General features: G+C 64.8%; 18 protein-coding genes and 1 tRNA gene. All 19 read right to left on the minus strand.

The genetic code is table 11. The features are described from left to right. On the minus strand, positions 1-95 hold a 95-nt coding region (locus EV560_RS35395; protein WP_131860583.1), incomplete at its 3' end, for a GTP-binding protein. 55 nt (positions 96-150) lie between these two features. Continuing rightward, positions 151-2,226: an elongation factor G gene (gene fusA / locus EV560_RS35400; protein ID WP_131860584.1), complete on the minus strand. Its 2,076-nt coding sequence runs from the start codon at positions 2,224-2,226 to the stop codon at positions 151-153. A 34-nt stretch (positions 2,227-2,260) separates the two neighbouring features. Then, positions 2,261-2,731, minus strand: a complete 471-nt coding sequence (rpsG, locus tag EV560_RS35405; protein ID WP_131860585.1) for a 30S ribosomal protein S7 — start codon at positions 2,729-2,731, stop codon at positions 2,261-2,263. Positions 2,732-2,804: 73 nt separating this feature from the next. Then, the gene (gene rpsL, locus EV560_RS35410; RefSeq protein WP_038358286.1) at positions 2,805-3,176 is read right to left on the minus strand and encodes a 30S ribosomal protein S12; all 372 of its coding nucleotides are present in this window, start codon (positions 3,174-3,176) and stop codon (positions 2,805-2,807) included. Positions 3,177-3,727: 551 nt separating this feature from the next. Beyond that, positions 3,728-4,858: a helix-turn-helix transcriptional regulator gene (locus EV560_RS35415; protein WP_165923789.1), complete on the minus strand. Its 1,131-nt coding sequence runs from the start codon at positions 4,856-4,858 to the stop codon at positions 3,728-3,730. 211 nt (positions 4,859-5,069) lie between these two features. Beyond that, a complete protein-coding gene (gene rpoC / locus EV560_RS35420) occupies positions 5,070-9,245 on the minus strand; it encodes a DNA-directed RNA polymerase subunit beta' (RefSeq protein WP_131860587.1) in 4,176 nt (1,391 codons plus the stop codon). 113 nt (positions 9,246-9,358) lie between these two features. After that, positions 9,359-13,480, minus strand: a complete 4,122-nt coding sequence (gene rpoB, locus EV560_RS35425; RefSeq protein ID WP_131860588.1) for a DNA-directed RNA polymerase subunit beta — start codon at positions 13,478-13,480, stop codon at positions 9,359-9,361. 273 nt (positions 13,481-13,753) lie between these two features. Continuing rightward, positions 13,754-14,137 carry a 50S ribosomal protein L7/L12 gene (rplL, locus tag EV560_RS35430; protein WP_131860589.1) on the minus strand — a complete coding sequence of 128 codons (384 nt, stop codon included), beginning with the start codon at positions 14,135-14,137 and terminating at the stop codon, positions 13,754-13,756. A gap of 53 nt (positions 14,138-14,190) precedes the next feature. Then, entirely contained in the window at positions 14,191-14,706 is a 516-nt protein-coding gene (gene rplJ, locus EV560_RS35435) for a 50S ribosomal protein L10 (RefSeq protein WP_131860590.1), read from the minus strand. 502 nt (positions 14,707-15,208) lie between these two features. Next, positions 15,209-15,907, minus strand: coding sequence for a 50S ribosomal protein L1 (gene rplA, locus EV560_RS35440; protein ID WP_131860591.1), 699 nt, complete (start codon positions 15,905-15,907; stop codon positions 15,209-15,211). Positions 15,908-15,920: 13 nt separating this feature from the next. Continuing rightward, entirely contained in the window at positions 15,921-16,352 is a 432-nt protein-coding gene (gene rplK, locus EV560_RS35445) for a 50S ribosomal protein L11 (protein ID WP_131860592.1), read from the minus strand. A gap of 171 nt (positions 16,353-16,523) precedes the next feature. Then, complete coding sequence (locus tag EV560_RS35450) at positions 16,524-17,105, minus strand: cytochrome b (RefSeq protein ID WP_131860593.1); 582 nt, start codon at positions 17,103-17,105, stop codon at positions 16,524-16,526. Beyond that, complete coding sequence (locus tag EV560_RS35455) at positions 17,102-18,712, minus strand: methyl-accepting chemotaxis protein (RefSeq protein WP_131860594.1); 1,611 nt, start codon at positions 18,710-18,712, stop codon at positions 17,102-17,104. The genes EV560_RS35450 and EV560_RS35455 overlap by 4 nt, the downstream gene beginning before the upstream one ends. Before the next feature lie 106 nt (positions 18,713-18,818). Then, a complete protein-coding gene (nusG, locus tag EV560_RS35460; RefSeq protein ID WP_131860595.1) occupies positions 18,819-19,352 on the minus strand; it encodes a transcription termination/antitermination protein NusG in 534 nt (177 codons plus the stop codon). Positions 19,353-19,366: 14 nt separating this feature from the next. Then, on the minus strand, positions 19,367-19,561 hold the full coding sequence (gene secE / locus EV560_RS35465; protein ID WP_131860596.1) for a preprotein translocase subunit SecE: 195 nt from the start codon (positions 19,559-19,561) through the stop codon (positions 19,367-19,369). Positions 19,562-19,742: 181 nt separating this feature from the next. Continuing rightward, the gene (locus EV560_RS35470) at positions 19,743-20,471 is read right to left on the minus strand and encodes a class I SAM-dependent methyltransferase (protein ID WP_131860597.1); all 729 of its coding nucleotides are present in this window, start codon (positions 20,469-20,471) and stop codon (positions 19,743-19,745) included. 19 nt (positions 20,472-20,490) lie between these two features. Then, positions 20,491-20,566 (minus strand) — tRNA-Trp (locus tag EV560_RS35475). A 105-nt stretch (positions 20,567-20,671) separates the two neighbouring features. Beyond that, positions 20,672-20,992, minus strand: coding sequence for a YbjQ family protein (locus tag EV560_RS35480; RefSeq protein WP_131860598.1), 321 nt, complete (start codon positions 20,990-20,992; stop codon positions 20,672-20,674). Between the two features lie 183 nt (positions 20,993-21,175). Further along, the coding region (locus tag EV560_RS35485; protein ID WP_465247050.1) for an EF-Tu C-terminal domain-related protein at positions 21,176-21,295 on the minus strand (120 nt) is incomplete at its 5' end.

Here is a 21,295-nt window from a genome sequence, read left to right on the forward strand (position 1 = left end):
ATCGCAGCCGTCAAAGACGTCTTGCCATGGTCGACGTGACCAATCGTCCCGATGTTGCAATGCGGCTTCGTGCGGGAGAACTTCTCTTTGGCCATTGTAGCCTCCGTCCGTCAAATCTTGTTCAAGCGTTCAGTGTAAGGTTCTGTCAGATCAGGCGTATTTGGCCTGGACCTCGGCGGCGACCGCCGACGGAACCTGCTCATAGTGGTCGAACTGCATCGTGTAGTTCGCGCGGCCCTGGCTGAACGAGCGCAGCTGGTTCACGTAGCCGAACATGTTGGCGAGCGGGACCATGGCGTTGATCACCACGGCGTTGCCGCGCATGTCCTGGCCCTGGATCTGGCCGCGACGCGAGTTCAGATCGCCGATGACCGAACCGGTATAGTCTTCCGGGGTCACGACCTCGACCTTCATGATCGGCTCGAGCAGCACCGAGCCGCCCTTCTGCAGACCCTCACGAAGCGCGGCGCGCGACGCGATTTCGAAGGCCAGAGCCGACGAGTCGACCTCGTGGAAGGCGCCGTCGATCAGCGAGACCTTGACGTCCACCACCGGGAAGCCGGCGATCACGCCCGAGCCGATGACCGACTGCAGGCCCTTTTCGACGCCCGGGATGTACTCCTTCGGCACCGCGCCGCCGATGATCTTCGACTCGAACTCGAAGCCCTTGCCGGTCTCGTTGGGCTCGATCACCAGCTTGACGCGGGCGAACTGGCCGGTACCGCCGGTCTGCTTCTTGTGGGTGTAGTCGATCTCGGCCTTCTTGGTGATCGTCTCGCGATAAGCGACCTGCGGCGCGCCGATATTGGCGTCGACCTTGTAGGTGCGCTTCAGGATGTCGACCTTGATGTCGAGATGGAGCTCGCCCATGCCCTTCAGGATGGTCTGGCCGCTCTCCTGGTCGGTCGACACACGGAACGAGGGATCCTCGTTTGCGAGCTTCGACAGGGCGAGGCCCAGCTTCTCCTGGTCGGCCTTGGACTTCGGCTCGATCGCGATCGTGATGACCGGCTCGGGGAACTCCATGCGCTCGAGGATGACCGCCTGGTTCGGGTCGCACAGCGTGTCGCCGGTCCGGACGTCCTTGAGGCCGGCCAGGGCGACGATGTCGCCGGCGAAGGCTTCCTTGATGTCCTCGCGGTTGTTCGCATGCATCAGCAGCATGCGACCGACGCGCTCTTTCTTGTCGCGGGTCGAGTTGATCACGCCCTGGCCCGCCTCGACCTTGCCCGAGTAGATGCGGCAGAAGGTGATCGTGCCGACGAAGGGGTCGTCCATGATCTTGAAGGCGAGCATGGCGAACGGATCTTCGTCCGTCGGATTGCGGGTGGTCGGCTCTTCGGTCTTGAAGTCGATGCCTTCGACCGCGCCGCGATCGACCGGCGACGGCAGGAAGTCGACGACGGCGTCGAGCAGCGGCTGCACGCCCTTGTTCTTGAACGCCGAGCCGCAGAGGACCGGGTGGAAGGCGCGACGCTGCACGGCCGTGCGGACCAGCCTGCGCAGGGTCTCGGCATCCGGCTCGGTGCCTTCGAGATAGGCTTCCATCGCCGCATCGTCCATCTCGACGGCGGCTTCGACCAGCTTCGAGCGATACTCGACGGCCTTCGCCTGGAGATCGGCCGGAATGTCCTGCTCCTCGAACGAAGCGCCGAGCGCCTCGCCGTTCCAGACGATCGCCTTCATCTTGATCAGGTCGATGACGCCGGCGAACTCCGACTCGGCACCGATCGGGATCTGCAGGCAGACCGGCTTGCCGGCGACGCGGTCGATGATGTCCTGGACGCAGCGATAGAAATCGGCGCCGATCTTGTCCATCTTGTTGACGAAGACGACGCGCGGAACGTCGTACTTGTCGGCCTGGCGCCAGACGGTCTCGGTCTGGGGCTCGACGCCCTGGTTGCCGTCGAGCACGCAGACAGCGCCGTCGAGCACGCGCAGCGAACGCTCGACCTCGATGGTGAAGTCGACGTGGCCGGGGGTGTCGATGATGTTCAGGCGCATGTCGCGCCAGAAGCAGGTCGTCGCAGCCGAGGTGATCGTGATGCCCCGCTCCTGCTCCTGCGTCATCCAGTCCATCGTGGCGGCGCCGTCATGGACTTCGCCGATCTTATGGGACTTGCCGGTGTAGTACAGGATGCGCTCGGTCGTCGTCGTCTTGCCCGCGTCGATGTGGGCCATGATGCCGAAGTTGCGATAGCGATCGATAGGATGAGAACGAGGCATTGGAGTGCTCTGTCTTTCCGGGGCCGCGGAGGGATTACCAGCGATAATGCGAGAAGGCGCGGTTGGCTTCCGCCATCCGGTGCGTGTCTTCGCGCTTCTTGACAGCGTTTCCGCGGTTGTTCGCAGCATCCATCAGCTCAGCCGACAGGCGCTCGACCATCGTCTTGTCATTGCGGCCGCGAGCGGCCGAGATCAGCCAGCGGATCGCCAGCGCCTGACGGCGCTCGGTGCGAACCTCGACCGGCACCTGGTAGGTCGCGCCGCCGACGCGGCGCGAGCGGACTTCGATCGCCGGAGCGACGTTGTCGAGCGCGGCCTTGAAGACGGAGAGCGGGTCGCTCTTCATCTTGCCCTCGATGATGTCGAAGGCACCGTAGACGATCCGCTCGGCGGTCGACTTCTTGCCTTCATACATCACGGAGTTCATGAACTTCGTCACGACGATATCGCCGAACTTCGGGTCCGGAATAACTTCGCGCTTTTCGGCACTGTGGCGGCGGGACATCGTCTAGTCTCCGGTCAATCTGAAATGCTGCGGACCAGCTCGGGCTTCGCAGCCCCGCTGGTCGGGCAGGAAATTACTTCGGACGCTTGGCGCCGTACTTCGAACGGCGCTGCTTGCGGTTCTTGACGCCCTGGGTATCGAGGACGCCGCGCAGGATGTGGTAGCGCACGCCGGGCAAGTCCTTGACGCGGCCGCCGCGGATCATGACCACCGAGTGCTCCTGAAGGTTGTGGCCTTCACCCGGAATGTAGCCGATGACCTCGAAACCGTTGGTCAGGCGCACCTTGGCGACCTTACGAAGCGCCGAGTTCGGCTTCTTCGGCGTCGTCGTATAGACGCGCGTGCAGACGCCGCGCTTCTGCGGGCAGGACTCAAGCGCCGGAGCGGTGTTACGCGCCTTGACCGGCGAACGCGGCTTGCGGATCAGCTGGCTGATTGTCGGCATTCTGGCCTCTCGCTCCCGTGAGCGTTTGGAAAATCTCGTTACTCGTATCCAGGCCGCGCAACGTCATAGCACAAACGAAGCCGCGCCATCGGCACTCCGTTAGGGTGCCTCAGGCGCGCTCGCCAAGCAGAGGAACACGGATAGTCCCGCATTCATGCATCTTGCCATGTCGTCGTTCGACGCAGGAATTACGATGGCGTTTCGGTCGCGAAGCTCGCTCGCAACAAGGCAAGCGACATACGTGTCCGACAACCATCGACAGTGGCGGGCTTATGACTCAGGTAAGGATTCGCGTCAAGCCCGAATTTTCCGCGCTTCACGCGTTCTTCGCGTAGCGTCTCAGGGCGTGCCGCCTGACAGCGGCAGATGGCTCAAGGTGAACAGCACCAGCGCCATCAAAGCGACATAAAGCGACACGTCACGCAACATCACCATGATCGTACCGCCCCACTTGACCGAGCCGCCATGCTACCGGGTCGCAGGGCCAGGCCGACACCCCCATTTGGGAGATCGGCCGGTGCCCCACCAGGCTTCAAAGCAGCAGCCCGCCCCTAGCGCAGCGAGAGCTTCGTCAGCAGCGCAGCCAGTTCGCTCTGCCGGGAGACGCCCACCTTGGCGAAGACGCGCTTCAGCGTCGTGCGCGCCGTCTCCTCGGAGATGCCGAGCGCAAGCGACGCGTTTCGCGGCGCAAGCCCTGCGCCGATCAGCGCCGCGATCCGCGCTTCGGCCAGGGTCAGGCCGAACAGGTCGCGCACGAGCGCCGGATCAGGCGGTTCTCCAGGCTGCGCGCTGGTGACGACAGCGATGACGCTGACATCGATCAGCAGATTTTCGACGCCCTCCCCGGGCACGGCACGCACCGGCAGGATATGAACGGCGAGGAGCCCGCCCTGCTCCTTGCCCGGGATCAGCACGCGCCGCGGCGGCGCGCTGAGCGTCGCGGCATCGTCCAGGCTCGCGCCGGCAATGGCAGTGCGCAAGGCTTCCTGGCTGGATGCGACTTTCGCCGCCAGCCGACCCTGCACGACCGTCAGGCCGTCGCCGGCGACCTGTTCCGAAGCCGCATTGGCAAAAATCACCCGGCCTGTCGCGTCGAGCAGGAAGACACCGACGCCCAGCCGCGCCAGGACATCGATCAGCGCCTGCTGCGATCCTTCCGCATTGATCAGCCGGACCCCGAGCCTCAGCGCGTTCTCGACATGCCGCCCGAGCCGGGCGATCACCGCGAGCTCATCGTCGGTGAAGGCGGGCTTGTCCTGCGAGCGCTGGACTGAGAGGGCCGCGGCCACATGCGGGTCCGGCGAGATGCTGACCGCTCCAAACCATTTCAGCCCGTGCCGCGGCAGGAACTCGGCATAGAAGGGCAGCGTCTCCAGTTCCTCCGGGGTCACGATATCACGCTCGGTGATCGCGTCGGTGCGGGCGAAATAGCCATGTGGCGCAGCGCGGGCGAAGCGGATGTCGTGCCGCCACCACTCGTCTCGGTCATATTCGAGCCGGGCCGCATCGAGTGACGGCGAGCCGATCGTTCCGTAGCTGCCGTCCTCGCGCTGATAGATCAGGATCGCCCCGATATCACCCGTGCAATCGGCTATCGCCTGCAGAGCCTGCGGCCAATGGGCCGGTGAAGCGGCTGCCGCGTAGATCGCCTCGACTGCCGATACGAAAACTTGCTCGTCCAAAATCCACTGTCCCACGGCCAAACCGGCCTGTTTTCAAGCATATACAATGAGCCCGGCGGTCGAAAGCAGTTGGGCCACCATCGAAGGTTGTAGTCCTTTTGCGCCGTGGATGAATTGATCTTCCTCAAGGCAGGCGCCGACTTCGCTAAGAAAAAGGCCGCCCGAAGGCGGCCTTTTGCGATGGTGCCGGCAATCGGCCGGCCGTGGCGGCTTACTCGGCCGCCGGAAGGGCAGCGGCCGCGGCCTTGGCGGCGGCATCCGCCTTCTGGCCGACGATGAGGTCGTCGCGGCGCAGGGCGACCTGCTTGATGCGCGCGACCTGGGCGCCGGTGCCGGCTGGGATGAGCGAGCCGACGATGACGTTCTCCTTGAGGCCCTCGAGCGTGTCGTACTTGCCGTTGACCGCCGCCTCGGTGAGGACGCGGGTGGTCTCCTGGAAGGACGCCGCCGAGATGAAGGAGCGGGTCTGCAGCGAGGCCTTGGTGATGCCGAGCAGAACCGGCACACCGGAAGCCGGCTTCTTGCCCTCCTCGCGCATCTTGGCGTTGACCTCTTCCAGCTCGATGCGGTCGATCTGGTCGCCGGTCAGGATGTCGGTATCGCCGCCATCCGTGATCTCGACCTTCTGCAGCATCTGCCGGACGATGACCTCGATGTGCTTGTCGTTGATGCCCACGCCCTGGAGGCGATAGACCTCCTGGATCTCGTTGACGAGATAGGCCGCGAGCTCTTCGACGCCCTTGATCGCCAGGATGTCGTGCGGCGCCGGGTTGCCGTCGAGGATGTAGTCGCCCATCTCCACGACGTCGCCGTCCTGGAGATGGATGTGCTTGCCCTTCGGGATCAGGTACTCAAGCACCTCCGAGCCGTCATGCGGGGTCAGCGTGACGCGGCGCTTGTTCTTGTAGTCGCGTCCGAAGCCGATCGTGCCGGCCTTCTCGGCGATGATCGCGGCATCCTTCGGACGACGGGCCTCGAACAGCTCCGCCACGCGCGGCAGACCGCCGGTGATGTCGCGGGTCTTGGCCGAGTCGGTCGAGACGCGTGCCAGCACGTCGCCAGCCTTGATCGTCGAGCCCGGCTCCACCGAGATGATGCCGTCGACCGGCAGGATGTAGCGGGCATCGCCACCACGGGCGAGCTTGCCAATCTTGCCGTCCGGTCCGTTGACCACGATCGCCGGGCGCAGGTCCGACGTACGGGCCGAGCCGCGCCAGTCGATGACGACGCGCTTCGAGATGCCGGTCGCCTCGTCGGTCGATTCCGTGATCGACATGCCGTCGATCAGGTCCTCGAAGCCGACGGTGCCGTCGACCTCCGCCAGGATCGGGCGGGAATAGGGATCCCACTCGATCAGGCGCTGACCGCGCTTGACCTTGTCGCCCTCATCGACCCTGAGCTTCGAGCCGAACTGGACTCGGTGCACCGCGCGCTCCGCCCCGTCCGGACCGACGATCACAACGGCGATGTTGCGCGCCATGGCAATCAGGTCGCCGTCCGAGTTGCGGGCGACGTTGCGGTTCCGCATCTTCACCGTGCCCTCGAAGTTGGACTCGACGAAGGACTGATCCGCGATCGTGGCGGCACCGCCAATGTGGAAGGTGCGCATGGTGAGCTGCGTACCCGGCTCGCCGATCGACTGCGCCGCGATGACACCGACGGCCTCGCCCATGTTGACGGGCGTGCCGCGGGCGAGATCGCGCCCATAGCAGGTGGCGCAGACGCCGTTCTTGGTCTCGCAGGTGAGGACCGAACGGATCTTCACCTCCTGGACGCCGGCGGCGTTGATCTTCTCGATATGGCTCTCCTCGATCATCGTGCCCTTCGGCACGAGGACGTTGCCGTCGATATCCGTCACGTCCTCGGCCGCCGAGCGACCCAGGATGCGGATGCCGAGCGAGGCCACGACCTGGCCGGCATCGATGATGGCGCGCATCTTGATGCCGTTATCCGAGCCGCAATCCGTCTCGGAAATGATCGCGTCCTGCGCCACGTCGACCAGACGGCGGGTGAGATAACCCGAGTTCGCCGTCTTGAGCGCCGTGTCGGCCAGACCCTTGCGGGCGCCGTGCGTCGAGTTGAAGTACTCGAGAACGTCGAGGCCTTCCTTGAAGTTCGAGATGATCGGGCTCTCGATGATCTCGCCCGACGGCTTGGCCATCAGGCCGCGCATTGCCGCGAGCTGCTTCATCTGCGCTGGCGAGCCGCGGGCACCCGAGTGGCTCATCATGTAGATAGAGTTGATCGGCTTGTCGCGACCGTTGTCGTCCTTCTTCACGGTCGAGATGCGGGCCATCATCTCCTGGGCGAGCTTGTCGGAGCACTTCGCCCAGGCGTCGACGACCTTGTTGTACTTCTCGCCCTGGGTGATCAGGCCGTCCTGGTACTGCTGCTCGTAATCCTTGGCGAGCGCGCGGGTCGTGTCGACGATCTCCCACTTGTTCTCGGGAACGACCATGTCGTCCTTGCCGAAGGAGATGCCGGCCTTGAACGCGTGGCTAAAGCCGAGCGCCATGATCCGGTCGCAGAAGATCACCGATTCCTTCTGACCGCAGCCGCGATAGACGGCGTCGATCATCGCGGAGATTTCCTTCTTCGTCATCAAGCGGTTGCTGACGTCGAAGGTCATGTTCGGGTGCTTCGGCAGCGCGGTCGAGAGGATCACGCGGCCAGGAGTGGTGTCGTAGATCTTCGTATACGGCTGGCCATCGGCGCCGACGCCGGTCCAGCGGTATTTGATCTTCGAATGCAGCGTCACGACCTTCTCGTGCAGCGCGTATTCGAGCTCGCCGAAATCGCCGAAGATCTTGCCCTGGCCCGGCTCGCCGTCGGAGACGATCGAGAGATAGTAGAGGCCGAGCACGATGTCCTGCGACGGCACGATGATCGGCATGCCGTTCGCCGGGTGCAGGATGTTGTTGGTCGACATCATCAGGACGCGCGCTTCCAGCTGCGCCTCGAGCGACAGCGGGACGTGCACGGCCATCTGGTCGCCGTCGAAGTCGGCGTTGAACGCTGCGCAGACCAGCGGGTGCAGCTGGATCGCCTTGCCTTCGATCAGCACCGGCTCGAACGCCTGGATGCCGAGGCGGTGCAGGGTCGGAGCGCGGTTCAGCATCACCGGATGCTCGCGGATGACCTCGTCCAGGATATCCCAGACCTCCGGCTTCTCCTTCTCGACGAGCTTCTTGGCCTGCTTGACCGTGGTCGAATAGCCCTTGGCGTCAAGCCGCGCATAGATGAACGGCTTGAACAGCTCGAGCGCCATCTTCTTCGGCAGGCCGCACTGGTGCAGTTTCATCTCCGGGCCGACGACGATGACCGAGCGGCCCGAGTAGTCGACGCGCTTGCCGAGCAGGTTCTGGCGGAAGCGGCCCTGCTTGCCCTTCAGCATGTCGGCGAGCGACTTCAGCGGGCGCTTGTTGGCACCCGTGATGACGCGGCCGCGACGGCCGTTGTCGAACAGCGCATCGACCGATTCCTGCAGCATCCGCTTCTCGTTGCGGATGATGATGTCCGGCGCGCGCAGCTCGATCAGCCGCTTCAGGCGGTTATTGCGGTTGATGACGCGGCGATAGAGATCGTTCAGGTCCGAGGTCGCGAAGCGGCCGCCATCGAGCGGCACGAGCGGACGCAGGTCCGGCGGGATCACAGGAACGATGGTCATGACCATCCATTCCGGCTTGTTGCCGGATTCCTGGAACGCCTCGATGATCTTGAGGCGCTTCATCAGCTTCTTCGGCTTCAGCTCCGAGGTCGTTGTGGCGATCTCGTGCTTCAGGTCCATGTTGATCTTGTCGAGGTCGAGCGCGCGCAGCATCTCGCGGATCGCCTCGGCGCCGATCATCGCCGTGAACGTGTCAGCGCCATACTCTTCCTGGCAGCGGACATATTCCTCCTCGGAGAGGAGCTGGCGGTCCTTCAGCGGGGTCAGGCCCGGCTCGATGACGACATACGACTCGAAATAGAGCACGCGCTCGAGATCCTTGAGCGGCATGTCCATCAAGAGGCCGATGCGCGAGGGCAGCGACTTCAGGAACCAGATATGGGCGACCGGAGCGGCGAGCTCGATATGGCCCATGCGCTCGCGCCGGACGCGCGCGAGCGTGACTTCCACGCCGCACTTCTCGCAGATGACGCCCTTGAACTTCATGCGCTTGTACTTGCCGCACAGGCACTCGTAATCCTTGATCGGCCCGAAGATACGGGCGCAGAACAGGCCGTCGCGCTCGGGCTTGAAGGTGCGGTAGTTGATGGTCTCAGGCTTTTTGATTTCGCCATAGGACCAGGACAGGATCTTTTCCGGGCTCGCGATCGAGATGCGGATCGCATCGAAGCCCTGCGGCTGCGGCTGCTGTCCGAAAAGATTCATGACCTCTTGCTTCATCGCCTGTCTCCTGCCGCCGGCGGGGGCTTTGAGCCGCCCTGCCCGGCTTTCATGCGATAGGCCGGCGGCGTCAGTGTCGCCGGCATGCTGTGTTTCGTTGCGCTAGAGCGCGATCACTCGGCGGCTTCGGCCGGCGGCAACTCGCCCGGCTTCGGCTTGTTGTTGATCAGTTCGACATTGAGGCCGAGCGAACGCATTTCCTTGACGAGCACGTTGAAGCTCTCGGGAATGCCGGCCTCGAAATTGTCCTCGCCGCGCACGATCGACTCGTAGACCTTGGTGCGGCCCGCCACGTCGTCCGACTTCACGGTCAGCATTTCCTGCAGCGTGTAGGCGGCGCCGTAAGCCTCAAGCGCCCAGACCTCCATCTCGCCGAAGCGCTGGCCGCCGAACTGCGCCTTGCCGCCCAGCGGCTGCTGGGTGACGAGCGAGTACGGGCCGATCGAACGAGCATGGATCTTGTCATCGACCAGGTGGTGCAGCTTCAGCATGTAGATGTAGCCCATCGTGACCTTGCGATCGAAGGGCTCGCCAGTGCGGCCGTCATAGAGCGTCGACTGGCCCGACGAGTGAAGTCCCGCCTGTTCCAGCAGCCGCTCGATATCGGCCTCCTTGGCGCCGTTGAAGACCGGGGTCGCGATCGGCACGCCACGGCGCAGGTTCTGGCCCATCTCGACCAGTTCGGCGTCGTCCATCGAGGCGATGATCTCGTTATCCTCGTAGACGGCATCGAACGAGGCGCGTAGCGCCGCGGAGTCATGCGCCTTCTTGTAGGCGTCGAGCGCCTTGCCGATCTGCCTGCCGAGACCAGCGGCAGCCCAGCCCAGATGGGTCTCGAGGATCTGCCCGACATTCATGCGCGAGGGCACGCCGAGCGGGTTGAGCACGATGTCCGCGTGGGTGCCGTCCTCGAGGAACGGCATGTCCTCCGCCGGCACGATGCGCGAGACCACGCCCTTGTTGCCGTGACGGCCAGCCATCTTGTCGCCCGGCTGGATCTTGCGCTTCACCGCGACGAAGACCTTGACCATCTTCATCACGCCCGGGGGCAGTTCGTCGCCGCGCTGCAGCTTTTCGACCTTGTCGAGGAAGCGCTGCTCGAGGCGCTTCTTGGACTCGTCGTACTGCTTCCGCATCGCCTCGATCTCGGTCATCAGCGCGTCGTCCGCGACCGCGAACAGCCACCACTGCGACCTCGGGAACTCGCTCATCGCCTCGCGGGTGATGACCGTGTCCTTCTTGAAGCCCTTCGGGCCGGCGAGGCCGGTCTTGCCGGTCAGGATCTCGGCCAGACGCGCGAAGGTGTTGCGGTCGAGGATCGCCTGCTCGTCGTCGCGGTCCTTGGCGAGACGCTCGATCTCCTCGCGCTCGATCGCCTGGGCGCGCTCGTCCTTGTCGACGCCGTGACGGTTGAAGACGCGGACCTCGACGATCGTGCCCTGGACGCCGGGCGGCACGCGCAACGACGTGTCGCGGACATCGGAAGCCTTCTCGCCGAAGATGGCGCGCAGCAGCTTCTCTTCCGGCGTCATCGGGCTCTCGCCCTTCGGCGTGATCTTGCCGACGAGAATGTCGCCCGCCGCCACTTCCGCGCCGATATAGACGATGCCCGCTTCGTCGAGGTTCTTCAGCGCCTCTTCCGAAACGTTCGGAATGTCGCGCGTGATCTCCTCGGGACCCAGCTTCGTATCGCGGGCCATGACCTCGAATTCCTCGATATGGATCGAGGTGAAGATGTCTTCCGAGACGATCTTCTCCGAGAGCAGGATCGAGTCCTCGAAGTTATAGCCGTTCCACGGCATGAACGCGACGAGCACGTTGCGGCCGAGCGCGAGCTCGCCGAACTCCGTCGACGGGCCGTCGGCGACGATGTCGCCCTTCTTGACGATGTCGCCGACGCGCACCAGCGGACGCTGCGTGATGCAGGTCGACTGGTTGGAGCGCTGGAACTTCTGCAGCCGATAGATGTCGACGCCCGGCTTGGTCGGGTCCACCTCGTCCGACGCGCGGATGACGATACGGGTCGCATCGACCTGGTCGACGATGCCGGCGCGGCGGGCCGCGATCGCGGCGCCCGAGTCACGGGCGACGACCGCTTCCATGCCGGTGCCGACGAAGGGCGCGTCGGCGCGAACCAGCGGCACCGCCTGGCGCTGCATGTTCGAGCCCATCAGCGCGCGGTTGGCGTCGTCGTTCTCGAGGAACGGGATCAGCGCCGCGGCGACCGAGACGAGCTGCTTCGGCGACACGTCCTGGAAGTCGACCTTGTCCACCGGCGTGACGATCACTTCACCGGCGCGGCGGCAGACGATCAGGTCGTCGGTCAGACGGCCTTCCTTGTCGACGGCGGCATTGGCCTGGGCGACGTTGTACTTCGCCTCCTCCATCGCCGAGAGATAGATGATCTCATCGGTCTGCTTGCCGTCGCGGATGCGGCGGTAGGGGCTCTCGATGAAGCCGTACTTGTTCACCCGCGCGAAGGTGGCGAGCGAGTTGATCAGGCCGATATTCGGGCCTTCCGGCGTCTCGATCGGGCAGATGCGGCCATAATGCGTCGGGTGCACGTCGCGCACCTCGAAGCCGGCGCGCTCGCGGGTCAGACCACCCGGGCCAAGCGCCGAAAGACGGCGCTTGTGAGTGACTTCCGAGAGCGGGTTCGTCTGGTCCATGAACTGCGAGAGCTGCGACGAGCCGAAGAACTCGCGCACGGCCGCAGCCGCCGGCTTGGCGTTGATCAGGTCCTGCGGCATCACGGTGTCGATGTCGACGGACGACATGCGCTCCTTGATGGCGCGCTCCATGCGCAGCAGGCCCAGGCGATACTGGTTCTCCATCAGCTCGCCGACCGAGCGGACGCGGCGGTTGCCGAGATGGTCGATGTCGTCGATCTCGCCCTTGCCGTCACGCAGGTCGACCAGCGCCTTGACGACCGCGAAGATGTCCTCCTTGCGCAGGATGCGCACGGTGTCCTCGGCGTCGAGGTCGAGACGCATGTTCATCTTGACGCGGCCGACGGCCGAAAGGTCGTAGCGTTCCGCGTCGAAGAACAGCGACTGGAACATGTTCTCGGCGGTCTCGAGCGTCGGCGGCTCGCCCGGGCGCATCACGCGGTAGATGTCGAACAGCGCCTCTTCACGGCGCGAGTTCTTGTCCACGTTGAGCGTGTTGCGGATATAGGGGCCGACCGTGATGTGGTCGATGTCGAGCACCGGGATCTCGTCGAAGCCCTCGTCGGTGAGGAGCTTGAGCAGCTTCTCGCTGATCTCCTCGCCGGCCTCGGCATAGACCTCGCCCGTCGCCGGGTTGACCAGGTCCTCGGCGATGTACTGGCCGTAGAGATCCTCGTCCGTGGCGCGCAGGAACTTCAGGCCCTTCTCGGCCAGCTGACGGGCGGTGCGGGCGACGAGCTTCTTGCCGGCCTCGACCACGACCTCGCCGGTATCGGCGTCGATCATGTCGACGGTCGCCTTGAAGCCCTTCATGCGCTCGGCGTCGTAGGGAACGCGCCAGCCCTGCTTGTCCTTGGCGTAGGTGATGTGGTTGTAGAAGCGGTTGAGGATCTCCTCGCCGTCCATGCCGAGCGCGAACAGCAGCGACGTGACCGGGATCTTACGCTTGCGGTCGATACGCGCGTAGACGATGTCCTTGGCGTCGAACTCGATATCGAGCCAGGACCCGCGATACGGGATGATGCGCGCGGCGAAGAGCAGCTTGCCCGAGGAATGGGTCTTGCCCTTGTCGTGATCGAAGAACACGCCCGGCGAGCGGTGCATCTGCGAGACGATGACGCGCTCGGTGCCGTTGACGATGAAGGTGCCGTTATCGGTCATGAGCGGCATGTCGCCCATGTAGACATCCTGCTCCTTGATGTCCTTGACCGACTTGGCCTGGGTGTCCGGATCGATATCGAACACGATCAGGCGCAGCGTCACCTTGAGCGGCGCCGAGAAGGTCATGCCGCGCTGGCGGCACTCGTCGACGTCATATTTCGGCGGCTCGAACGTGTACTTCACGAACTCGAGCAGCGAAGCGCCCGAGAAATCGCCGATCGGGAAGACCGACTTGAAGACGGACTGCAGGCCTTCGTCGGCGCGGCCGCCCTTGGGCTCGTCGACCATCAGGAACTGGTCGTAGGACGCCTTCTGAACCTCGATGAGGTTCGGCATCTGCGCGACTTCCTTGAGTTTGCCGAAGAACTTGCGGACGCGCCTGCGGCCCTGGAGCGAATTGACCATGTTGTTCCTCGCAATCTCTACGGACGGCTCACCCGGCGGTCCGCGATTGGACCGGATACTGGTGCCCGGCAGGCCGCCGGGTGAGCCGTTCGGCGCCGCATCGCGCCGACATTCATCTGGACTGGTTCCCAACGGCCCCGCGCCGCGAAAACCTCTGCATTTTCAACGCGCCGGCTCCGATGGCTCGGAAACGACGCAACAGCCCCGGAGGCGGAGACCGCCCCGGGACTGTCGCTTTCGACTACGGTCGGACCGGCATCAGCCGGCCCCAGCTCACTTGAGCTCGACCTTGGCGCCGACGGCCTCGAGCTGCTTCTTGAGCTTCTCGGCCTCGTCCTTGGCGACGCCTTCCTTGACCGGCTTCGGAGCGGCCTCGACCAGGTCCTTGGCCTCCTTCAGGCCCAGGCCGGTGATGGCGCGGACTTCCTTGATCACCTCGATCTTCTTGTCGCCGGCGGCGGCAAGAACGACGGTGAACTCGGTCTGCTCTTCAACAGCGGCGGCGGCAGCGCCACCACCGGCGCCCGGCGCAGCCGCAACGGCGACGGCGGCAGCGGCGGAAACGCCCCACTTCTCTTCGAGAAGCTTGGCGAGGTCAGCGGCCTCGAGGACCGTGAGGGACGACAGCTCGTCGACGAGCTTAGCAAGATCAGCCATGTTAGGTTCCTACGTAAAAGAGGTTCGAACGATCTTCAGGGTTGGCAGGCCGTTCAGGCCGCATCCTTGTCGGCATATGCCTGGAACACGCGCGCGAGCTTGGCAGCCGGCGCCGTCGAGAGCTGAGCGATCTTCGTTGCCGGGGCCTGCAGGAGGCCGAGCAGCTTGGCGCGCAGTTCATCGAGCGAGGGCATCGTGGCCAGAGCCTTGACGCCATCGGGGTTCAGGGCGGTCTTGCCCATCGCGCCGCCGAGGATGACGAGCTTGTCGTTCTCCTTGGCGAAAGCGGTGGCGACCTTCGGCGCCGCGACCGGATCGCTCGAATAAGCGATCAGGGTGGGACCCTTCAGCAGGTTGCTGATGGACGCGACGTCGGTGCCTTCAAGAGCGATCTTGGCCAGCCGGTTCTTTGCGACCTTCACGGTGGCGCCATTGGCCTTCATCTCGCGACGAAGCTTCTGGAACTGGGCCACCGTCAAACCCGCATAGTGGGCCACGACGACGACCGACGTGTTGGAAAACACATCGTTCAGCGACGCGACGGCATCTTTCTTTGCCGTTCTATCCACTGGGCTCTCTCCGGTAGGCGACGGGAAATCCCGCCGCCGGCTTCAGATGCCGCTCCCGATAAACCGATTGACACCGGCGCATCGATGGAGCGACGCTCAGTGCCCTGTCCCCTTCCCCGGCCAGAAGCCGAAATCGGGCGAGATGGTTCGAACCACCTTGAGGCCTTTCGACCTCGAGAAAGCTCTTTCACCGTCTATGCAGGCCTCTTGGCGAAATTATGCCCTTGGGTCAGGCCCAAAGCGCACCTGCAGTCTCAGACAGGACCGGGTGATTCGAGGCAAAAGATCGCTCTTCGACCCAAAACACCCTATTTTCGGCGGCAAGCCGCCAAAAAACGCGAAACAGGCCCCCTCGTGCGAAGCACGCGGAAGCCCTGATCACTTACGGAAACATGAGAAGCCTATAGCGGCTTCGCCTGCTTCTGCCAAGTGGTGTCTCGACCGGGAAAGGTCAAGACACGAGGGCGTGCGGCCGGTTCATGCCCGGCCGCCAGGTGCCTGATCAGGCGCCCATCACAGTGTTCGGCTCGATCTTGACGCCCGGACCCATGGTCGAGGAAATCGCGACGCGCTGAATATAGGTGCCCTTGGCGCCGGCGGGCTTGGCCTTGGCGACCGAGTCCGCGAAAGCCTTGATGTTCTCGGCCAGCTTCTCGGCCGAGAACGAGATCTTGCCGACGGCGGCATGCACGATGCCGGCCTTCTCGACGCGGAACTCGACCGAGCCGCCCTTCGAGGCCGCGACCGCCGAGGTCACGTCCATCGTGACCGTGCCGACCTTCGGGTTCGGCATCAGGCCGCGCGGGCCGAGCACCTTACCGAGACGGCCGACCAGCGGCATCATGTCCGGAGTGGCGATGCAGCGGTCGAAATTGATCTCGCCCTTCTGCACGCTCTCGACCAGATCCTCGGCGCCGACGATGTCGGCACCGGCCTTCTTGGCCTCCTCGGCCTTGGGGCCGCGGGCGAAGACGGCGACGCGGAGCACGCGGCCCGAACCGTTCGGCAGGTTGCAGACGCCGCGGACCATCTGGTCGGCGTGACGCGGATCAACGCCGAGATTCATCGCGATCTCGACGGTCTCGTCGAACTTCGCGGTGGCGCGGCCCTTGATCATGTCGACCGCTTCGGTGAGCGGATAGAGCTTGGTGCGGTCGATGCCCTCACGGGCCTTCACGACGCGCTTGCCGATATGTGCCATTGTCCGTTCCCCCTCAGCCCACGACTTCCAGGCCCATGGACCGGGCGGAGCCCTGGATCATGGCCACGGCGGAGTCGACATTGTCGCAGTTGAGATCGGCCATCTTCTTCTCGGCGATCTCCTTGAGCTGCGCCTTGGTGACCTTGCCGACATTGGCGCCCTTGCCCGGGGTCTTCGAACCCGAGGTCAGGCCGGCCGCCTTCTTGAGGAAGTAGGACACCGGCGGCTGCTTCATCTCGAAGGTGAAAGAGCGGTCCTGATACGCGGTGATGATCACCGGGATCGGCATGCCCTTTTCCATCTGCGCGGTCTTCGCGTTGAAGGCCTTGCAGAATTCCATGATGTTAAGACCGCGCTGACCGAGCGCGGGACCGATCGGGGGCGAGGGATTCGCCGCGCCGGCCGGCACCTGAAGCTTCACGTAGCCCGTGATCTTCTTTGCCATGATGGCTGCTCCAGTCGTGCGCCCCGGTGCCGACCGGAACGACGACGACCCTGCCCGGACTTAAAGCTCGTCCCGGGTCAGGGTATTGCAGGGCGTGGTGCGGCGAGGAGCTCCGGCTGGCGAACCGGCCCGCCTCCCACGCATGTGAGGCGGGGCCTATCGCACATTCGCTCAGCGATGGGAAGGGGGTCCCTCATGCGGCATCTCGGTCCGGCCTGCATTTCCGTGCTGAATATAGTCGCCGACGGCAAGGCCGATATGCACTGCGACCAGGCCGATCAGGCCGAAGGCAAGCACGGCATGGCCCTTGAAGAGCAGGTCGGCATAGCCTGCCCCCTCCGCCCAGATCATCGGCAGCGACAGGCCGATATAGAGTTGCCGCGCGCCAAAGTCGGAAACGCCGGCCCAGCCGAGCAAGGGCACCAGGATGAGCAGCCCGTAGAGCAGCCCATGCACGGGGCGGCTCCCCGCCCCTCTCGGCCACCGCCCGGCGACGCGCGCGGCGAGCCGGAAGCACAGCCTGACGACGACAACTACGAGCAGGGTGATGCCTGCCGTCTTGTGGAACGTGTAGAGCGCGTCGGCGCCCGGCCCCTCGCCGAGCTGCTTCATGACGACGCCTGCACAGAACAGTGCCAGGACCAGCGCCGCGGTCAGCCAGTGCAGGAGCTTGGCGAGACGCGGGAAGACGAGCGTGACGGGCGCGCGCGCCCGGCTCTTGGGGAACGCACCGCCCTGGATCGACAAGCTCATGCGCGCACCCGCTGTGTATCCGTGATGAAGCCGTCCACCGCATGGCGCAGCGCGGAGGCCTGCCGGTCGAGATCGGACGAGGCGAGCGTCACCGTCTCGGCCGTCCGCCGCCAATCCTCGACCATTCCGGCGACCTGCTCGACCTGTTCCGCCATCACCCGCACGTCGCCGGCGGTCTTGCTCGTGCTCGTGCTGATAGCGCGTGAGTTCTCGTCCTGCCGGCGCGTGAGGCAGGCGATCGACCCCGCCGCAATCTCGACCTCGCCGACCGAGGCGACGAGCGAGCCGACCCGCGTGTTGATCCGCTGGCTCGCGACGGCGATCGATTCGAGACCGCGCCGGACCTCACCGGTCGCTTCCGCCGTCCGGTGCGCCAGTTGCTTGACCTCGCCGGCGACGACCGCGAAGCCGCGGCCGCTCTCGCCCGCACGCGCTGCCTCGATCGTGGCGTTGAGCGCCAGGAGATTGGTCTGGCTGGCGACGTCACTGATGATCGTGATGATCGCGGAGATGCTGCCGACGGCCTCGTTCAGCAGCGCCGCATCCTCGGTTGCGGCCTCGACCAGCTCCTTCGCGGAAACGGCCACCGAGGTGGTGCGCTGCGCCTCCCCGGCCGTGGTCGCCAGCAGGTTCGAGACTTCGGCGAGCGAGCGCGACACGTCGTCGACATTGGCAGCGGCGCGCTGGGTCGATTGCGCCGCGGCGACCGCGTGCTCGTCGACGAAGCCGGAAAGCTGGGCGAGCTCGCCGGATGCGGCGGACATGCGGTCGGCATGATGCTCCAGCGCCTCGGCGATGACGGCGATCTGGCGTTGGAAGGCGAGCCCGCGCTCCTGCAGGGCCTCTTGCCGCTCGATCTCGCTTGCGAGCACCGCAAGCTGGTCCTTGGCTGCGTCCTGCTTGACCCGCTCGTCATTGAGATGAGCGTGCAGGGCGCGTCCAAGCATGCCGATCTCGTCGCGGCGCATCGCCAGCTTGCCGATCCAGCCGCGATCGCGCTCGACCGAGCCGAGGGCCCGCGCCATTCCCGCGATCGGCCGGACCAGCCAGCGATATTCGAGCACCACGATCATCATCGCGAGGAACAGCCCGATGGCCGACAGCAGGATCCTGTTCTGGCGCGAGCTTTCGACATGATAGGCGAGGCGCTCGCTGACCCCCGCCACGGCCCGATTGAATGCGACGCGCAGTTCGTTGCGCTTGGCTGCTGCCCGCCTCAAGCTGTCGCGGGTATTGTCCGGACCCGTCGAAAGCTTCTGCGCGATCTCGCCGAGCGCCTCGACCGATTCGCGTGCGGGCGCCCCGACATCGCCAGGCCAGCGCTCGCCAATCCGCGTCATGACGGCGGAGATGCTGGCGACATCCTCCCGGCTCGGCGCCGGACTCTTGTCGGAAAGCAGACCACTGACCAGCCGCGTATAGGCGGCATCGGTGCCTGAGAGCTCGTCAACCCCGGCAGTGTAGGAGACGAGTTCGTTCGAGAAGGCGCTCAGCCGCGCCGAGCCGATCAGCTCGGCAAGCACGAATAGGCATGCGATGATGCCGAGCAGCCCGCCCCACAGCGTGAGACGCTGATCGACAGTAGCCTTGAAAGATCGAGGGAACATTTGATCTGCGCCAGAACACTGGCGCAGACCCTGCAATAGTCACATTAAAAGTGACTTAACCACGCGAGATTGCTCGAACCTTGTCGAGTGTCTCGAAACGTCGTGCTCAGAGCTTCTCGACCTGGCCGTATTCGAGCTCGACAGGCGTGGCGCGGCCGAAGATCGAGACCGCGACCTTGAGCCGAGCGCGGGCATGGTCGACATCCTCGACCACGCCGTTGAACGAGGCGAAGGGGCCGTCGGCGACCTTGACCTGCTCGCCGACCTCGAAGACCACCGTCGGCTTCGGCCGTTCGATGCCCTCGGCGACCTGGCCCTTGATGCGCATCGCCTCATGCTCGGGAATCGGCATGGGCTTGGCCTTGTCGGCGCCCAGGAAGCCCGTGACCTTCGGCGTGTTCTTGATGAGGTGGTAGACCTCGTCGGTCATTTCGCACTTCACCAGAACATAGCCCGGGAAGAACTTGCGCTCGGCATCGACCTTGCGGCCGCGGCGCACCTCGACGACCTTCTCGGTCGGAACCAGGACTTCCTCGAACTTGTCAGCCAGGTTGCGCTGGGCAGCCTGGTCTTTGATCGACTGGGCGACCTTGTTCTCGAAGTTCGAATAGGCGTGGACGATGTACCAGCGCATGCTCACGTTGATGACTCCACTCAGCGGGCGCCGAGAATGATGCCGAGCGACCAGCGGATGATCGTGTCGGTGAAAAGGAAGAACAGGCTGGAGACCAGCACCATCACCAGCACCAGGCCGGTGGTGATCAGCGTCTCGCGCCGCGACGGCCAGGTGACCTTCGCGGCCTCGGAGCGGACCTCCTGCAGGAACTGGAAGGGATCGGGTTTCGCCATCGGCTTAACTCACCTCGGGTTCCGGATCGCAGCGGACGATGTCGCCGCTCTCCGATTCGTCACGTCCTGAAAGATTTGCGGCGCGGGGCTCGAAGAGCCGCGCGCCGTCTGGAAGAGCCTCTTACAACGCTCCACGACGTTAGCCAAGCGCCTTTTGAGCCGGGGAAACGTCGTGGCGGAGTCAGGCCCGCCGGCAGGAGAGCAGCAGGAACGGCGGACGGTTCCGTTCCTTGGCCCAGTCCGGATTGGTCGCGACCTGCTCCGGGCTCGGCCCCCATTCCCTCAGGCAGGTAAGGGTGAAGCCGGCCCGCGACAAGAGAGCGAGATAGGTCTCGATCGTGCGATGCTGCTTGATCACACCCTTGGCGAGCCAGTCGGTGCTGCGCGGTCCCTCGTCGAGGTAGCCACCGACGGGCCAGGTCGGCAGGCCCGATTCGTCTTCGCTCCAGCCCTGATGCCGCGGCGCCGTCACCATCGGATGTTCGACCGAGCAGACCAGCATGCCGCCCGGCACAAGCGCATCATGGACACGCTTCAGCAGCCCGCCGAGATCGACGAGATAGTGGAAGGCGAGCGAGCTATAGGCCAGGCCGAACCCGGCCGGCGGCGTGAAGCGCTCGAGATCGGCCCGCTCATAGCGAATGACCGCCTGCTGCGTCATCACCCTCGCCCGCGCCAGCATTTGCTCGGAGACATCGACACCGAGCACGCCACGCGCGCCCTGCTCCGCCGCCCAGCGGCAGAACCAGCCATAGCCGCAGCCGAGATCGAGCACGTCGAGGCCCCGGATCCGCGGCAGCAATTCCTGCAGCGAGCCCCATTCGGGCGCACCGGCAAGCCCGTGGACCGAGCGCGGCAACTGACTGTAATTTTCGAAGAAGCTGGCGTCGTCGTAGATATTCTGCGTCATCGCAGGATCGCCGGAAGACTGGCAGGGGCGGCAGGGCTCGAACCTGCGACACCCGGTTTTGGAGACCGGTACTCTACCAACTGAGCTACACCCCTGTAGTCGCGGGATGCTTTGCCCCAAGAGCCCGGCGTTTTCAAGTCGAAAACGAGCCGGCTGTGACAAAGCTCCACAGGGACGGATAATCGGGCCGCCGGCCAGCCTCAGACCGGCTCGACCTGAACCGCCGTGCCATAGGCCAGCACCTCGGTGATGCCGTCCATGATCTCGGTCGCGTCATAGCGCATGCCGATGATGGCATTCGCCCCGCCTTCCTGCGCATGCCGGACCAGAAGGTCGAAAGCCTCCTGGCGCGCCGTCTCGGCCAGATGCGTATAGACGGAGATATTCCCGCCGAAGAGCGACTGGATCGCCCCGCCAATATTGCCGATCACGCTGCGCGAGCGCACCGTGACGCCGCGCGCGACGCCGAGATGGCGCACGACACGATAGCCGGGCAGATCATTCGTCGTGGTCACCAGCATGGCACGCTCCAGGCTTGTTCGGCAGGCACGAAAAAGGGGCGAGCCAAAGCCCTCCCCTGATCCATACGAGCGCTTTGCGAACGCTCGGTAACGTCGTCGCGAACGACTGTTACGCGATGATGCTGGCGACGACGCCGGCGCCGCAGAAGCCTGCGGTTTCGGCGGGCGTCGTCCTTGGTTCGATCACGCTATGATCGAAGCAACGACACCGGCGCCGACGGTCCTGCCGCCTTCGCGGATGGCGAAGCGCAGCTTCTCTTCCATCGCGATCGGCACGATCAGGTGCACTTCCATGGCGATGTT

The organism is Allobosea sp. BK604 (assembly GCF_004341515.1).
Taxonomy (GTDB): Bacteria; Pseudomonadota; Alphaproteobacteria; order Rhizobiales; family Beijerinckiaceae; genus Allobosea.

Coding starts and splice junctions, on each gene's coding strand:
- fusA (WP_131860584.1), bottom strand. CDS start 2,226: ATGCCTCGTTCTCATCCTATCGATCGCTATCGCAACTTCGGCATCATG.
- rpsG (WP_131860585.1), bottom strand. CDS start 2,731: ATGTCCCGCCGCCACAGTGCCGAAAAGCGCGAAGTTATTCCGGACCCG.
- rpsL (WP_038358286.1), bottom strand. CDS start 3,176: ATGCCGACAATCAGCCAGCTGATCCGCAAGCCGCGTTCGCCGGTCAAG.
- rpoC (WP_131860587.1), bottom strand. CDS start 9,245: ATGAAGCAAGAGGTCATGAATCTTTTCGGACAGCAGCCGCAGCCGCAG.
- rpoB (WP_131860588.1), bottom strand. CDS start 13,480: ATGGTCAATTCGCTCCAGGGCCGCAGGCGCGTCCGCAAGTTCTTCGGC.
- rplL (WP_131860589.1), bottom strand. CDS start 14,137: ATGGCTGATCTTGCTAAGCTCGTCGACGAGCTGTCGTCCCTCACGGTC.
- rplA (WP_131860591.1), bottom strand. CDS start 15,907: ATGGCACATATCGGCAAGCGCGTCGTGAAGGCCCGTGAGGGCATCGAC.
- rplK (WP_131860592.1), bottom strand. CDS start 16,352: ATGGCAAAGAAGATCACGGGCTACGTGAAGCTTCAGGTGCCGGCCGGC.
- EV560_RS35450 (WP_131860593.1), bottom strand. CDS start 17,105: ATGAGCTTGTCGATCCAGGGCGGTGCGTTCCCCAAGAGCCGGGCGCGC.
- EV560_RS35455 (WP_131860594.1), bottom strand. CDS start 18,712: ATGTTCCCTCGATCTTTCAAGGCTACTGTCGATCAGCGTCTCACGCTG.
- secE (WP_131860596.1), bottom strand. CDS start 19,561: ATGGCGAAACCCGATCCCTTCCAGTTCCTGCAGGAGGTCCGCTCCGAG.
- EV560_RS35470 (WP_131860597.1), bottom strand. CDS start 20,471: ATGACGCAGAATATCTACGACGACGCCAGCTTCTTCGAAAATTACAGT.
- EV560_RS35480 (WP_131860598.1), bottom strand. CDS start 20,992: ATGCTGGTGACCACGACGAATGATCTGCCCGGCTATCGTGTCGTGCGC.